Annotated in this window: 12 protein-coding genes; 3 read left to right on the top strand and 9 right to left on the bottom strand. The window is 73.6% G+C overall.

Translation table 11 applies throughout. The features are described 5' to 3' along the window. Positions 1 to 47 precede the first annotated feature (47 nt). The 7 genes from AC4F3Q_RS05230 to AC4F3Q_RS05200 all read right to left on the bottom strand — a co-directional run bounded on the left by AC4F3Q_RS05230 (position 48) and on the right by AC4F3Q_RS05200 (position 8,483). Positions 48 to 485 (bottom strand): VOC family protein, encoded by a 438-nt coding sequence (locus AC4F3Q_RS05230; RefSeq protein ID WP_491039038.1) that lies wholly within the window; start codon positions 483 to 485, stop codon positions 48 to 50. Between the two features lie 115 nt (positions 486 to 600). After that, entirely contained in the window at positions 601 to 1,110 is a 510-nt protein-coding gene (locus AC4F3Q_RS05225) for a hypothetical protein (protein WP_491039037.1), read from the bottom strand. A 131-nt stretch (positions 1,111 to 1,241) separates the two neighbouring features. Beyond that, complete coding sequence (locus AC4F3Q_RS05220; protein WP_491039036.1) at positions 1,242 to 1,634, bottom strand: hypothetical protein; 393 nt, start codon at positions 1,632 to 1,634, stop codon at positions 1,242 to 1,244. Between the two features lie 157 nt (positions 1,635 to 1,791). Further along, positions 1,792 to 6,861 carry a DUF3418 domain-containing protein gene (locus AC4F3Q_RS05215; RefSeq protein ID WP_491039035.1) on the bottom strand — a complete coding sequence of 1,690 codons (5,070 nt, stop codon included), beginning with the start codon at positions 6,859 to 6,861 and terminating at the stop codon, positions 1,792 to 1,794. A gap of 44 nt (positions 6,862 to 6,905) precedes the next feature. Further along, entirely contained in the window at positions 6,906 to 7,235 is a 330-nt protein-coding gene (locus AC4F3Q_RS05210; RefSeq protein WP_491039034.1) for a DUF192 domain-containing protein, read from the bottom strand. Between the two features lie 91 nt (positions 7,236 to 7,326). Continuing rightward, positions 7,327 to 7,848, bottom strand: a complete 522-nt coding sequence (locus AC4F3Q_RS05205; protein WP_491039033.1) for a hypothetical protein — start codon at positions 7,846 to 7,848, stop codon at positions 7,327 to 7,329. A gap of 65 nt (positions 7,849 to 7,913) precedes the next feature. Next, positions 7,914 to 8,483 (bottom strand): hypothetical protein, encoded by a 570-nt coding sequence (locus AC4F3Q_RS05200; protein WP_491039032.1) that lies wholly within the window; start codon positions 8,481 to 8,483, stop codon positions 7,914 to 7,916. 169 nt (positions 8,484 to 8,652) lie between these two features. Here AC4F3Q_RS05200 and AC4F3Q_RS05195 point away from each other — a divergent pair, with 169 nt between their 5' ends. The 3 genes from AC4F3Q_RS05195 (at position 8,653) to AC4F3Q_RS05185 (ending at position 11,679) form a co-directional block, all read left to right on the top strand. Further along, complete coding sequence (locus AC4F3Q_RS05195; protein ID WP_491039031.1) at positions 8,653 to 9,252, top strand: hypothetical protein; 600 nt, start codon at positions 8,653 to 8,655, stop codon at positions 9,250 to 9,252. Positions 9,253 to 9,322: 70 nt separating this feature from the next. Continuing rightward, complete coding sequence (locus AC4F3Q_RS05190; protein ID WP_491039186.1) at positions 9,323 to 10,981, top strand: ABC-F family ATP-binding cassette domain-containing protein; 1,659 nt, start codon at positions 9,323 to 9,325, stop codon at positions 10,979 to 10,981. A gap of 182 nt (positions 10,982 to 11,163) precedes the next feature. Next, complete coding sequence (locus AC4F3Q_RS05185; RefSeq protein WP_491039030.1) at positions 11,164 to 11,679, top strand: aminoacyl-tRNA deacylase; 516 nt, start codon at positions 11,164 to 11,166, stop codon at positions 11,677 to 11,679. Positions 11,680 to 11,899: 220 nt separating this feature from the next. Here the strand turns inward: AC4F3Q_RS05185 and AC4F3Q_RS05180 are convergent, their stop codons facing one another. Then, complete coding sequence (locus AC4F3Q_RS05180) at positions 11,900 to 12,721, bottom strand: NYN domain-containing protein (protein ID WP_491039029.1); 822 nt, start codon at positions 12,719 to 12,721, stop codon at positions 11,900 to 11,902. A 65-nt stretch (positions 12,722 to 12,786) separates the two neighbouring features. Beyond that, complete coding sequence (locus AC4F3Q_RS05175) at positions 12,787 to 13,893, bottom strand: hypothetical protein (RefSeq protein ID WP_491039028.1); 1,107 nt, start codon at positions 13,891 to 13,893, stop codon at positions 12,787 to 12,789. Between the last annotated feature and the right edge of the window lie 84 nt (positions 13,894 to 13,977).

Genomic DNA, 13,977 nt, shown 5'->3' with positions numbered 1-13,977 from the left:
ACGCGCCCCCGACGAGGGGCGCGTCCGTCTCTGCGTGCGGCGCCGGCTCAGTCCAGGCAGAACTCGTTGCCCTCGACGTCCTGCATCACGATGCACGACTCGTCGATGCCGTCCGCCTCCATGACCCGGACCTGCGTCGCACCGAGCGCCACGAGCCGCGCACTCTCCGCCTCGAGCGCGGCAAGCCGTTCCGGACCCACGAGCCCCGTGCCGACGCGGACGTCGAGGTGCACGCGGTTCTTCACCACCTTGCCTTCGGGGACGCGCTGGAAGAACAGCCGCGGGCCGACGCCGAACGGGTCCTGGCACGCGAACGCAGAACCCTGGTGCTCGGGCGGGAGCGCCCGGTTGAACTCGTCCCAGTCCGTGAAGCCCTCGGGCGGGTCAGGGATGACGTACCCGAGGACGTCGCACCAGAAGCGCGCGAGCCGTTCCGGCTCCGCGCAGTCGAACGTGACCTGGACCTGCCGCACCGTCGCTGCCATGTCCACACCGTAGGCACGGCTGACGGCGCCCGCCCGGTCAACAGCTCCTCCCGGCGGCCGCCCGCCAACCTGTGGACAGGCACCAGGCCGGCGGCGCGCCGGTCACGCCTCCGGCTCAGCCGAGCCCGGACGCCTCGAACGTGAGGACCTCGCCGGTCGCGTCGTCGAACGTCACCGTCGACGAGACGAGGTGGGTCGCCTCGGCCGCCCGCTCCCGCTTCATCACGATCGCAGTGGTCGCCTCGATGACCGTGCGGCCGTCCGCGCCCTCGACCTCCGTGTCGCGCGTGGAGACGCGCGCCCCGAGCGTCGCCGGGTCCACGAGGAGCGCAGCCTGCGCACGGAGTGCCGTCAGTGATTCGGCTGCAGGATCGGCGAGGGCGCCGGGCAGTTCCGGCGTCACGTCCACGGTGCGGCCGTCGGACAGGTCCGCCGTCGTGCTGACGTGCGCGCTGACGGCTGACGCGACGAGCAGCGACACCTGGTCCGCTGCGGCCTGCTCTGCCGGGGAAGGGCTCGGCGGCTCGCCGCCTTGCGCCAGCACGCGGTAGAGCAGTGCCCCGCCCAGCCCGATGACGAGCACGAGCGAGATGACCTGCAGCCGTGCCCGTAGCTCTGTCTCCACGATGCCCCCTGCGCCGTCTGTCGCCGCGTGGCCGCGGCCTCACCCGCGACGCTATCGACTCACGGTCGCGGTGAGGTCGCGGCGCGGTCACGGTGAGGTCGCGTTCGCGCACTCGTGCGCGTCCACCGAGGTCAGCGGTTCTGCGGGTCCCCGGACGTGTCAGCGCCGGGAGCAGGACCGTCCGACGGCGTCTCGGGGGTCTCGGGCGCACTGTCGCCTGCCGGGAGCTCGGGGGCGGTGCCCGCCTCGGCGGCTGCCTCGTCCGCGGCTGCCTTGTCCGCGGCTGCCTTGTCCTCCGCAGCCTTGCGGCCGCGGTAGTCGAGCGCGAAGTACACGATGACGAACGCGAACACGCCGTAGCTCGACACCTCGCCCGAGCTGTCCATCCGCGAGAACGCCGTGACCACCACGAGGACAGCCATGACGGCGATGCACGCGACGACGAGCGCCCGCTGCCCGGCACGGCGGAAGTGGATCACCGCAGCGGCCAGCGCCGCCCCGATCCCGGCTGCGATCACGGTCATGTGGGAACACCTCGCGTCGTCGTGCCCCGGACGCCTGCCGTGCGGGACACCTGAACTCTAGTTCGGCGGACGGACCCGGCGCCGGGACCACCAGGGGACCGGGCGATTGGCGCGGCGGGCAGGCAGCAGCCGGTGTGGGGCGGTGGGTCGACCGGGCTCAGCCGGCGAGCTGCTTGCGGATGCGCTTCTCCGAGACGGACCCGTCCGTGCCCAGCTGCTGCGCGAAGAACGACACGCGCAGCTCCTCGAGCTGCCAGCGGACGTCGTCGAGCACCGCGAGCCGCGCCAGGTCGGGCTTGCCCGAGGCGTACGCCGCACGGGCGCGCGCGTGATCCTCCTCGACGTCGCGGATCCGCCAGGCGAGCTCCGCGTCCCGGTTCGGGTTGGACTCCGCCTTCTCGAGGCGGTGCAGGTCCGCACGCAGGTAGCGCGGCAGGTGCCGCAGCCGGTCGGGCGGCGTCCGCGACACGAACCCGTCGTAGACGAGCGACGCCGCGTGGTCCCGCACGTCCGTGAGCGTGTTGAGGAGCGCCAGGCTCGTGGACCCGCGCACGGCCACGTCGATGTCACGCGCCGCCGCGAGCGCCGCGACGACGTGCCCGACGATCTGGTGCACCCGCTCCTCGAGCCGGTCCCGCACCGCGGCGCGTGCCGCCTCGTACGTGGTGCGGTCGCGGATCGTCGACGCCTCCGGGATCCCAGGCTCGCTGCCCGACGTCAGCGCCGCGACAGCCGCGGCCTGCACGTCCGCGACGAGCGCGTCGGTGTTCCGGTACGGGCTCGCCGCGAGCGTGAGCGCCTGCTGACCCGTCCACCGCGTCGTCACGCGCGCGGTCGCGAGCGCCGTCTCGGCGAGGAGCAGCGCGCGCACGCCGCGTGCGTGCTCGGGCGCCTGGCGGCGCTGGTCCGCGAGAACGCGCAGGGCGACGGACTCGACGTTCGACGCGCCCGACGTCGTCCCGCCCGCCGTGCTCTTGCCCTTGCCGCGCTTCTGCGCCGCGGACGTACCCTGCGCGGTGCTCTTCGGGGCAGCGGAGCGGGGTGCGAGCTCGACGACGAACGCCGGGTAGCCGCGCACCGTCATCGCGGCCTCGCCTGCGCCGAGGCGCGTGTAGACCTCGTCGGGCAGCGCGTCGCCGGGGACGGCCGCGCCAGCGCCGTCGCGCAGGACCGGCCAGGTCGCGAGGGAGGTCTGCTCCTCGATCACGCCCCCCGCAGGCCCGTTCGCAGCGGCGTCGTTCGCACTGCCGCCCCCCTCGCCGCCGCGGTCGCCCTCGCCACCGTTGCCGCTCCCGGTGCCGCTCTCGCCGAGGTAGGCCCGTGCACGCGAGGTAGGGCCGTCAACGGCACTACCTCGCGAGGAACCCCCTACCTCGGTGACAGGGCCGGAGCCCGGCGTGCCGGTAAGACCGGCGGCACGACCGCCGGCGGGACCGGAGCCCGCCGCGCCGGCCGGACCGCCGCCCGGACCGGCGGCAGGACCGGAGCCCGGACCGGAGCCCGGCCCGGGGCCAGGACCGTCCGCACCCTCGCGCGCCGCAGCCTGCGCCTCGCGCAGCGCCGCACCGACCGCGGACTTCACGGCAGAGCGCACCTCGGCCTGCGTCCGCGCGGCGAGGCGACGCTGCAGCGCGACCAGGTCGGCGCCTTCGTCGACGACGACTCCGCGCGAGTCCGACACCCGGAACATCATCCGGAGGTGGTCCGGCAGGCGCGACGGGTCCCACGCGTCGTCAGGCACGACCACGTCGCGCAGCGCGCGCACGGCACGCGTGAACGCCGCCGTGAACGGCGTCGCCATGTCGCCCGCGCGCGTGATGTCCGCCCATGCGGGCTCGTGCTCGCGGATCCAGCCGACGACGTCGCGCGCCACGTCCGGCGCAGGCACGAGCTGCACGCGCACGGGCTTGGGCAGGGCCCGGATCCACGCGGTCGTCAGGTCGAGCCACATGCCGGGGACGAGCCAGTCGAAGCCGTCGGGTTGGACGCGGTCGAGGACGGCGAGCGGGACGTGCACGGTCACGCCGTCGGACGCGCGACCGGGCGTGAACTGGTACGTGAGCGCGAGCCGCAGGTCGCCCTGCTCCCACTCCTCGGGGTACTCGCTGAGGTCGAGCGCAGCGGCCTCGGGCGCGATCATCTCCGCGGTGAACGTCAGCAGGTCGGGCGTCGCGCGGCGGGCGTCGCGCCACCAGCGGTCGAAGTGCTGCGCGGACACGACGTCGGCGGGGATGCGCTCGTCGTAGAACGCGAACAGCGCCTCGTCGTCGACCACGAGGTCACGACGCCGAGCCCGCGCCTCGAGCTGCTCCGCCTCCTCGAGCAGCGCCTGGTTGGCGTGGAAGAACTCGTGACGCGTGGTCCAGTCGCCCTCGACGAGAGCGTGCCGGATGAACAGCTCGCGCGCCCCGGCCGGGTCGACCTTGCCGTACAGGACCTTGCGCTGCGCCACGATCGGCAGCCCGTACAGCAGCACCTTCTCGTAGGCCTGCGCCGCGCCCTGCTTCGAGGACCAGTGCGGCTCCGAGTAGACGCGCTTCGCGAGGTGCGCGCCGAGCTCCTCGGCCCACTCGGGCTGGATGCGCGCGACCTCGCGCGCCCACAGGCGGCTCGTCTCGACGAGCTCGCCCGCCATGATCCATGCCGGTGGCTTCTTCACGACGGCCGAGCCGGGGAAGATCGCGAAGCGCGCCCCGCGGGCGCCCTGGTAGTCGTTGCGCGCCTGCCGGGCCGCGCGGCGGTCCTCCTTCGGGAGGCGGCCGCCCTTCGGTGTCGCGCGGACCTCGGTCGCCTCCTGCATACCGAGCTGCGACAGCATGCCCGCGAGGAGGGAGCGGTGGATCGTGTCGGCGTCCCACGCGAGGCGGTGGTTCACGTCCTCGGGTGCGACGCCGCCACGCTCCTGTGCCTCGGCCATCGCCTCGGCGACGGACAGCGCGCGAGCGCCCGACGCGCCGCGGCGCACGACGCCCTTGGCGTCGCCGTCGGCGACGAGCGCGCGCGACGCAGGCTTGACCTCGAGCCCGAGCTGGAGCGCCATGTCCTTGAGCTGCCCGACGACGTCCTGCCACTCCCGCACCCGCAAGAAGTTGATGAACTCCGCCTTGCACAGTCGGCGGAACGCCGAGCTCGACAGCTCGCGACGCTGCGACTTCAGGTACTCCCACAGGTTCAGGTAGGTGAGGAAGTCCGACGTCGCGTCCGCGAAGCGGGCGTGCATCTGGTCAGCGTGCTGGCGCTGCTCGGTCGGGCGTTCGCGCGGGTCCTGGATGGACAGGGCCGCCGCGACGATGATGACCTCGCGCCCGACGCCGCGCCGCGCACCCTCGACGATCATCCGCGCGAGGCGCGGGTCCATCGGCAGCTGCGCGAGCGCCCGGCCGACGTCGGTCAGGCGCGTCCCCGAGCCCGGCACCGTCTCGAGCGCGCCGAGCTCCGTGAGGAGGTTCACGCCGTCGCGGATCGAGCGGACGTCCGGCTGGTCGACGAACGGGAACTTCGCGACGTCGTCGGGCCCCGCCGCGACGCCCGCCGCGACCATCTGGAGGATGACGGACGCGAGCGACGTCCGCAGGATCTCCGGGTCGGTGAACTCGGGGCGCGACTCGAAGTCGTCCTCGGAGTAGAGCCGGATCGCGATGCCGTCCGCGACGCGCCCGCAGCGGCCCGAGCGCTGGTTCGCGCTCGCCTGGCTGATCGGCTCGATCGGCAGTCGCTGCACCTTCGTCGCCTTCGAGAACCGTGAGATGCGCGCCGTACCGGGGTCGACGACGTAGCGGATGCCCGGCACGGTCAGCGACGTCTCGGCGACGTTGGTCGCGAGGACGACGCGGCGCCCGGCGTGCGGCTCGAACACGCGGTGCTGCTCCGCGGCCGACAGGCGTGCGTACAGCGGGACGACCTCGACGGACGTCGGGGTGCCGCGACCGTCGACGCGGTCGCCGAGGTGGCCGCGCAGGGCGTCCTCGGCGTCGCGGATCTCCCGCTCGCCCGAGAGGAACACGAGGATGTCGCCTGGCCCGGCCGCGAACAGCTCGTCGACGGCCTCGCAGATCGCCGTCATCAGGTCGCGCTCGACGGCCTGCCGGCGCGCGGTTCCCGCGCCGCCCTTCGGCGGCTGCTTGCCCTTGCCGCCGCCGGTCTTCCGCGAGGCGGATCCGTCGTCGCGCCCGGCGCCGCCCGCGCCACCCGCCGCACCACCCGCCGCACTACCTCGTGCGTCGAGGTAGGCCCTTGCACGCGAGGTAGTGCCGTCCAGGGCCCTGACTCGCGAGGACGCCCCTACCTCGGCGGCGGGCTCGGAGGCGTCGGCGGCGGGCTCGGAGGCGTCGGCGGCGGCGGCGAGGGCCGGGTCGACGGCGCGGGCGGTGCGGGCGGCGGCGAGGGAGGGCTCCGGGTCCGGGACGAGCGGGCGGTAACGGATCTCGACCGGGTACGTGCGGCCCGACACCTCGATCACGGGCGCCGGGACGCGCGAGCCGTCAGGCGCCGTCGCCGCGAAGTGGTTCGCGAACCGCTCCGAGTCGATCGTCGCCGACGTGATCACGAGCTTCAGGTCCGGCCGCTGCGGCAACAGCTGCGTGAGATACCCGAGCAGGAAGTCGATGTTGAGCGAACGTTCGTGCGCCTCGTCGATGATCAGCGTGTCGTACGCCCGCAGCAGCGGGTCGCGCTGGATCTGCGCGAGCAGGATGCCGTCCGTCATGACCTTCACGAGCGTCGAGTCCGAGGACTCGTCCGTGAACCTCACCTGATACCCGACGACGCCGCCAAGCTTGCCGCGACGCGCCACGCCGTCGGGCCCCGTGTGCTCCGCGCCGATCTCCTCCGCGATGCGCTCCGCGACCGTGCGCGCCGCCAGACGCCGCGGCTGCGTGTGCCCGATCTGCCCGGCCCGCCCACGCCCGAGGTCGAGCAGGATCTTCGGCAGCTGCGTCGTCTTCCCCGAGCCGGTCGCACCCGCGACGATCACCACCTGGTGCTCACGGATCGCCTCGGAGATCTCCGTGCGGTGCCCCGAGACCGGCAGGTTCTCCGGGTACGTGATCGGCGGGACGGCCACCGCTCCACGGATCGTGGCCGCGCGCTGCGCTCTCGCCAGGGCGCGCGCGTCGAGCGACGCCGTGTCAGGGAAGCGGGCGGCGCCGCGTCCGCTGCGCCCACGCCCGCCGCGGCGTCGTCCGGCGCCACGTGCGCTGCGCTGCTCGGGACGGTCAGAGGTGCTCACGACCAACCATTCTCCCGGTCGACGCAAGCCGATACCGACCGAGGTCAGTGCGGGACGATCGACACCCGCGCCCCAGGGCCGACGCCCCACCGTTCGAACGAGCCGTGCGGCGCCTCGAGCAGGTTGCCGCGCGGACGCAGCCGCGAGGTGCGCCACGCCTTCAGTACGCGCGTCTCGACGACCGTGCCCTCCTCGTCGAGGAGGGCGATGTCGAGCGGCTCCCGCATCCCGATGCCGTGCGTCCCGCGGATGACGACGAGCGCTTGCGGGATCCGCCGGCGCCAGAGCATCCCTCGCGCGCGACCCCACCATGTGTCCGCCACGACGACAGGGCAGACGGGACGCTCGTCGATGAACAGCTCGGCTTGGCGCATCGTCTGGCCTCCGTGTCGATACCTAGAACGTAACGCGGATGGGGTCGCAAAAAACACCGTTGACCTGGGTGTTCTCACCCCTGTGTGGGAGTCAGGGTGTCGTGACGTCGCCCTCGAGCCGGTCGAGCTCGGCGCGCAGGTCCGTCAGCTCCGAGCGCGCACGCGACGTCACCTCGTCGGTCGACGTGCCGAGCGACGCCAGGGCGTCGTCGACCTTCGCGCGCGCCTCCTCGAGCGTCGTGCTGGCCGCCGCGATCTGCTCCTGCGCGTCCTCCTTGCCGGACTTCGCGGCGTCGAGCGCCTCCTGGACCTGACCCACCGCCCCCTGGACGGTGCCGAGCGCCTCCTCGGCGCTGCCGCGCGCCTTCCCGGACAGGCCCTCGAGCGCCGTCGCGGCAGACGCGACGTCGCCGCTGACCTCCTCGATCTGGGAGCGGGCGTCCGCGACGAAGGACTTCAGCTCGTCGCCGCTCGGCAGGCTGAACGACGGGAGAGTGATCTCCGGGAGCGCGGGCCGGTCCTCGGCCGAGCAGGCCGTCAGGGCGAGCGTGCCCACGAGGGCGATCGTGGCGCCGGCGGCGCGGGCACGGGAGCGGGTGGGGTTCGAGGTCATCGTCGCCTCCAGGTCGCGGTTGAGAGGGCCATCGTAGGTGCGCCCCCTGGGACGTCGCCGCCCGCTCACGCGACGCGCCCGGCCTCCTCGCCGTCTGCCGTCGAGGGCAGCGTGCCCTGCTGCGGGGGATCGAGGAGCGTCCCCGTGGCGCGGTGCGCGATCTGCCTGATCGCCGCCGCGTCGAGCCGCAGCCCTGTCACCTCCGTGAGCGCTACGGCGACCGCGCGGGCGACCGAGAGCGGAGTCGGTGCGGCCGGCTCGACGGCCGGGCGGGCAGCCTGCCGCGCGGTCGCGGCCTCGGTGTACCCGGCGACGTACGCGTGCCGGACCGCCGCGATCGGGTAGTCGCCCGGCGTCGTGGTGGGCCAGCGGCGCTCGACGGCGCTCAGCGCCTCGCGGGCGTTCGTGAGATGTGCGACGTCGACGCCTTCGAGGACGAGGAGCGCCATCTTCGCGGCGTCGTACGCGTCGCGGATGCCCGCACACCCGCCGTGGTCACACGCGTCGCACGGCGGCAGCACGTCCGCGCGCTCGGCGTAGCTCTCCAGGTCTTCTGCGTCGAGGTACGCGCGTTCGTCGGTCGCCACCGCTCGGATGCGGTGTGCCGCTGCTCGTATCGTGTCGCTGATCGCCATCGCTCTCTCCTCCTCGGTCCGACGTGCCGGGGTCGCGCGCCGCCGCCGCTGCCATAGGTGAAAACACCTAGGTGCGGCCGAAGGTCCCATCGGCAGCGTCCGTCGATCGCTGAGAGACCGCCCTTCGCGCCACGCCCACCAGGCGCGACACAGCCGCTAGTGTCTGGTCATGGTGTTCACGGACATCCCCGCGACCCGCGCCGACGACGGCCGGCTCTGCACGCCTCCGGCCCCGGGCGACGCCGCCGTCGGGCTGCTCATGCTCGTCCTCCCGCTCCTCGCCCCCGTCATCTGGCTCACCGACGAGCAGACCACCCTGCACGCCCCCCTCCTCCTGGGCTGGGCCGTGCTGTACCTCACAGGTGTCGTGGTCGCCCTGCACGGGTTCATGTCCGACCTCTCCCCCCTGCGCGGCATGCACCGCTACGTGCCGACACCCGCCGTCGTGCTCGGCGCGATCTACGCCGTCGCCCTCCCCTGGGGCATGGCCATGGCCGTCGCACCCGGCGACGCCCGCAGCCAGGAGGCCGCGCGTCGCGGCAAGATCCTCCCGACCGCGACACCCGACCCGAGCGCCTCACCCACCCCGCCGCCGTCACGCGCCGAGCTGTGGATCGCCGGCGGCGGGACCGTCCCCCTCGGCCAGGCGATGCTCGTCATCGCGGTCCTCTGCGGCGTCGTGGTCGTCGGCATGTACGTCGCCAGGCTGTTCCGCACCCCGTGGCAGCTCACGGATAATCAGTCGGACGACGCCGGGACCCCCGGCTAGGCTCAGCGGCATGTGGATCTGACCTGCCCCGCCCGACTCCCTCGACCCCGGCAGGTGACCCGTGTCCGCGATGCTCCTCGCGTCAGACCTCTCCCAGTCCTACGGGGACCGCACGGTCCTCGCACACGTCGACCTCGCCGTCGACCCCGGCCACCGCGTCGGGCTCGTCGGTGAGAACGGCGTCGGCAAGTCCACGCTGCTCCGCCTGATCGCCGGCGTCGAGGACGCGGACGCAGGCACCGTGAGGCGCCCGGCACGCCTCGGCTACCTGCACCAAGAACCGCCGTTCGGGCGTGACGCCGTCGTCGGTGACCTGCTCGACGCCGCGCTCGCGGACGTCCGCGCCCTGACCGCCGAGCTCGAGGCCGCCGCCGCGGCCGTCGACGCTGCACCCGACGAAGCACGGGATGACGCCGACGCCCGGTACGCCGCCGCCCTCGCCCGCGCCGAGGCAGCCCAGGTGTGGGACGCCGACGTGCGCGTCGCCCGGACGCTGGCAGGGCTCGACCTCGCCAACCTGGGCCACGACCGTCGGATCGCCCACATGTCCGGAGGCCAGCGCACCCGCCTCGGCCTCGCGGCCCTGCTCATCCGCCAGCCCGAGGCCCTCGTCCTCGACGAGCCGACCAACCACCTCGACGACACCGCGGCCGAGTTCCTCGCCGACGCCCTGCGCGCGCTCCCCGGCGCCGTGCTGTTCGCGAGCCACGACCGCGTGTTCCTCCAGGAGGTCGCGACCGAGATCGTCGACCTCGACCCGACCCGCGAGGCCGCCGCAGCGGGCCGCACCGCTACCACCTGGTACGGCGGCGGCTACCGCGACTACCTCACGGCGAAGGCCAAGGAGCGCCGCGCCTGGCAGGCGCAGTACGACGCCGAGCAGGACGAGCTCGCGTCCTTGCGCGAGTCCGTGCGGGTGCGGGCCCGCCAGGTCGGCCACGACCGCGAGATGACCGACCGCAACAAGATGGCGTACGGCAAGCGCGGCGACCGCGTCGAAGGCCAGGTCTCCCGCCGCGTGCGCAACGCCCGCACCCGGCTCGAGACCCTCGAGGCCGAGCAGGTGCCGCGCCCGCCCGTGCCGCTGCGGTTCGCGCCGCCCCGCGGGCGCGCCCTGACGCCCGGGCCCGACGGCGAGGCGCCGGTCGTGCTCGAGGTGCGCCGCGGCGTCGTGCAGGGACGGCTCGACCTCCTGGCCGCAGGCCAGGGCAGGCTGCGCGTGCGCGCGGGCGACCGCCTGCTCGTCACCGGGACGAACGGCGCGGGCAAGTCCACGCTCCTGCACGTGCTCGCGGGCGACCTGGCGCTCACGTCCGGGACCGTGCGGCGGGCCGACGGCGTCGAGATCGCGCTGCTCGAGCAGGACCTGCACCTCGCCGGTGAGAAGCGCACGCCGCGCGAGCTGCTCACCCTCATGGCGGGTGCGGCCGCGAGCGACCGCGTGCGGGACTTCGGGCTCGTCGCCGCGAACGACCTCGACCGGCGGATCGGCGACCTGAGCGTCGGGCAGCGGCGGCGGGTCGTGCTCGCGATGATCGTCATGCACAGCCCCCACGTGCTGCTCCTCGACGAGCCGACCAACCACCTGTCGCTCACGCTCGCCGAAGAGCTCATGGACGCGCTCGACGGATGGCCCGGCGCCGTCGTCGTCGCGTCGCACGACCGCTGGCTGCGCCGACGCTGGAAGGGCACGAAGGTCCACCTCCCGCCGCAGGGCACGGGGCAATAGCGGCGAGGGTCGCCGCTGCGCCGAGGTAGGGCGTTGGGCGCGAGGTAGGGGGTTTGACGCGAGGTAGGGCCTTGCAGGGCCCTACCCGACGTGGACGGCCCTACCTCGCGTGGACGTGCCTACCTCCCGTGGACGGCCCTACCTCGCGGAGGCGTGCCGGCGGCCCGGCGTAGCGTGGGGACATGGCAGCCCACGACAGCAGCTCCGACGTGCCCGACGACGACGCAGGGCTCGCGCGAGCCCGCGCGGCTCTCGAGGCGTCCGGGATCGACTTCACGATCACCCGGCACGGGCGCGTGCGATCGCTCGAGGAGGCGGCCGCGGCACGGGGCGTCACGCCGTCGGGCATCGTCAAGACGATCGTCGTGCGCCGCGGCGAGGGCGACCACCTGTTCGTGCTCGTGCCCGGCGGGCGCGAGATCTCCTGGAAGAAGCTCCGCGCGTACCTGGGCGTCAACCGCATGACGATGCCCGACGCCGCGGGCGCGCTCGACGTCACCGGCTACGAGCGCGGCACGATCACGCCGTTCGGGTCCCGCACCGCGCTACCGGTCATCGCGGACGAGACGCTGCAGGGCACCGTGTCGATCGGGGCGGGCACGCACGGGGCCGGTGCGACCGTCGACGCCGCCGCGCTCGTCGCCGCGCTCGGCGCGACGGTCGCCGACGTGACGGACCCGGAGACGCCGCGCGCCTGAGGCACGGCGCGCCTGAGATACGGCCTCGAGCCGGACAGGGTCGCCGCGGGCCGCTCGCCCTGCCACGCCACGCCACGAGTCCGTCGGTCCCAGCCGAGTCCGTCGGTCCCAGCCGAGTCCGTCGGCTGCGACCCCTGGACTCGCGCTGGTACAGACGGACTCACCCGGGGCAGGGGCGCGGCGGTGGGTCGACGCCTGCCCTCCGCCCGCTGCGCCGCGGTCAGCGCTGGCGGACGCGGACCTCGACGTGCTTGTTGCTCTCTCGCGACTCGATGCGCGGCTGCGCCTTCATGAGCGCGCTCAGCTTGGAGAAGCCGTAGAGGCGGGGGTCGAAGTCGGGCCGCAGCTTCGTGAGGTTCTGCCCGACGACGCCGAGGGACGCCCAGCCGTCGTCGTCCGACACGTCGTCGATGACCTTCGTGATGAGCCGGATCGGGACGGGCGACGCCTTCGCGTCGTCCTTCGTGTCCTCCTTGACCGGCTCCGCCTTCGCGGCGGGCTCGGCCTTGTCCTTCTTCGCAGCCCGGGTCGCCTTGGCCGGTGCCTCGGCGGGCGCGTCGGCGGGCGCGTCGACCGGGTGCGCGTCCGCGCGCAGCAGCTCGGTGTAGATGAACTTGTCGCACGCGGAGACGAACGGCTTCGGCGTCTTGCGCTCACCGAACCCGTAGACCGTGAGGCCCTCCTCGCGCAGGCGCGAGGCGAGCCGCGTGAAGTCGGAGTCGGACGACACGAGGCAGAACCCGTCGAACCGGCCCGTGTACAGCAGGTCCATCGCGTCGATGATGAGCGCGCTGTCCGTCGCGTTCTTGCCGTGCGTGTACGCGAACTGCTGCATCGGCTGGATCGAGTGGTCCAGCAGGACCTTCTTCCACCCGCCGAGGTTGGGTTGCGTCCAGTCGCCGTAGATGCGCTTGACGCTCGCGACGCCGTAGCGCGCGATCTCCTCGAAGAGGCCCTCGACGATGGCGGCGGCGGCGTTGTCGGCGTCGATCAGGACGGCGAGGTTGACGTGCGGCCGTGACTCAGGCGTGGCGGCGGACATGTGACGGTTCCTTCCCTGGGCGGTGCTGTGAGGCTATCGCGCGCCAGGTCAGGGTGCGCGCGGCGTCACGCGCGGGTGAGGGCGTCGCCGTCGGGCTCGGTGGTGGGCGCCACGGGAGGCTGTGCGACGTCGTCGTGCTGGTCCTCAGCGTCAGCGCTCGGGGTCTGCGCGGCCGCGGCTTTTGCCGCAGCGGCTTCTGCGGCCTCCGCCTCGGCGGCCTCCTTCGCGGCCTTCGCGGCGGCGCGCTCGAGAGCGCGCTGGTGCTCCTCCTCGCGCCGACGCTCGCGGGCGAGGTTGAAGCGGGGGAAGTCGCCCGCGCGCTGCGCGGCGTCGAACAGGCTGCGGACGTGGTCGTACATCGCCTCGTCGCGGTCGAGGCCGAAGAGGCCCGCGGCGTGGGCGTCGAGGAGCTCGACGAACGTCTGCCAGACGTCCTTCTTGATCTCGCCGTCGTACGGCCCGAGGAGGAAGGTGTCGCGGTGGGGAGGGATCTGGTCCATGACGACGACGGGCGGCGACGCGATGCGGAACCGCGGCGACGGCGTGAAGGAGCGGGTCCAGGCGGCGACCGGTTCGAGCGGGTGGGACATGCTCATGAGCACCCACACCTTCTTCTCGTCCTTGTCGCGCTCCCGCAGGATCTCGGACTGTACGGCGGAGACCATGGCCCACGCCTCGTCGTACTTGCGGGTGATCCAGTCGCGTACGTAGGTGCCGCGCTCGAGGCCGCACTCGTTCCACGCGTCGCGGTCGACCTCGATAGGCATCCAGGACGTCGCACCGCGTGCGAGGAAGGGGGAGCGCAGGACGTCCAGGGCGTCGGCGAGGAGCACCTGGCGGGCGCGCTCGTGGTGGGCGCCCTGCAGCTCGTCGACGGCGCGGACCCAGACGTGGACGTCCCGTATGACGTCGATGAGGCCGGGCGTGCGCCGCATCGCGACCTGCTCCTCGGAGTCGTCGACGGCGCAGGCCGCGCACGTCGCGCCGGGCTCGGACCGTGTGAGGTCCCACGGCACGAAGAGCTTCGCCTTGCGCGCGGCGGGGCAGTCGGGCGTCGTGTGGAGCTGGACGGTGCGGCCCAGCCGCGGGGTGTCGCGGTAGAGCGGCTCGTCTGCCTCCCAGGCCTCGCGGAACGGGAAGTCGGACTCGTCCAGAGCCCGGATCTCACTCAACGAGAACACAGCGTCTCGCCCTCACCTTCGTGGGCCAGGCCGACCTGGGTGTGGCACGGCTACGACACCCATCGGTCGGCGACG

Source organism: Flavimobilis sp. BM9, assembly GCF_058313055.1.
This window is presented reverse-complemented; position numbering and strand designations above follow the sequence as displayed.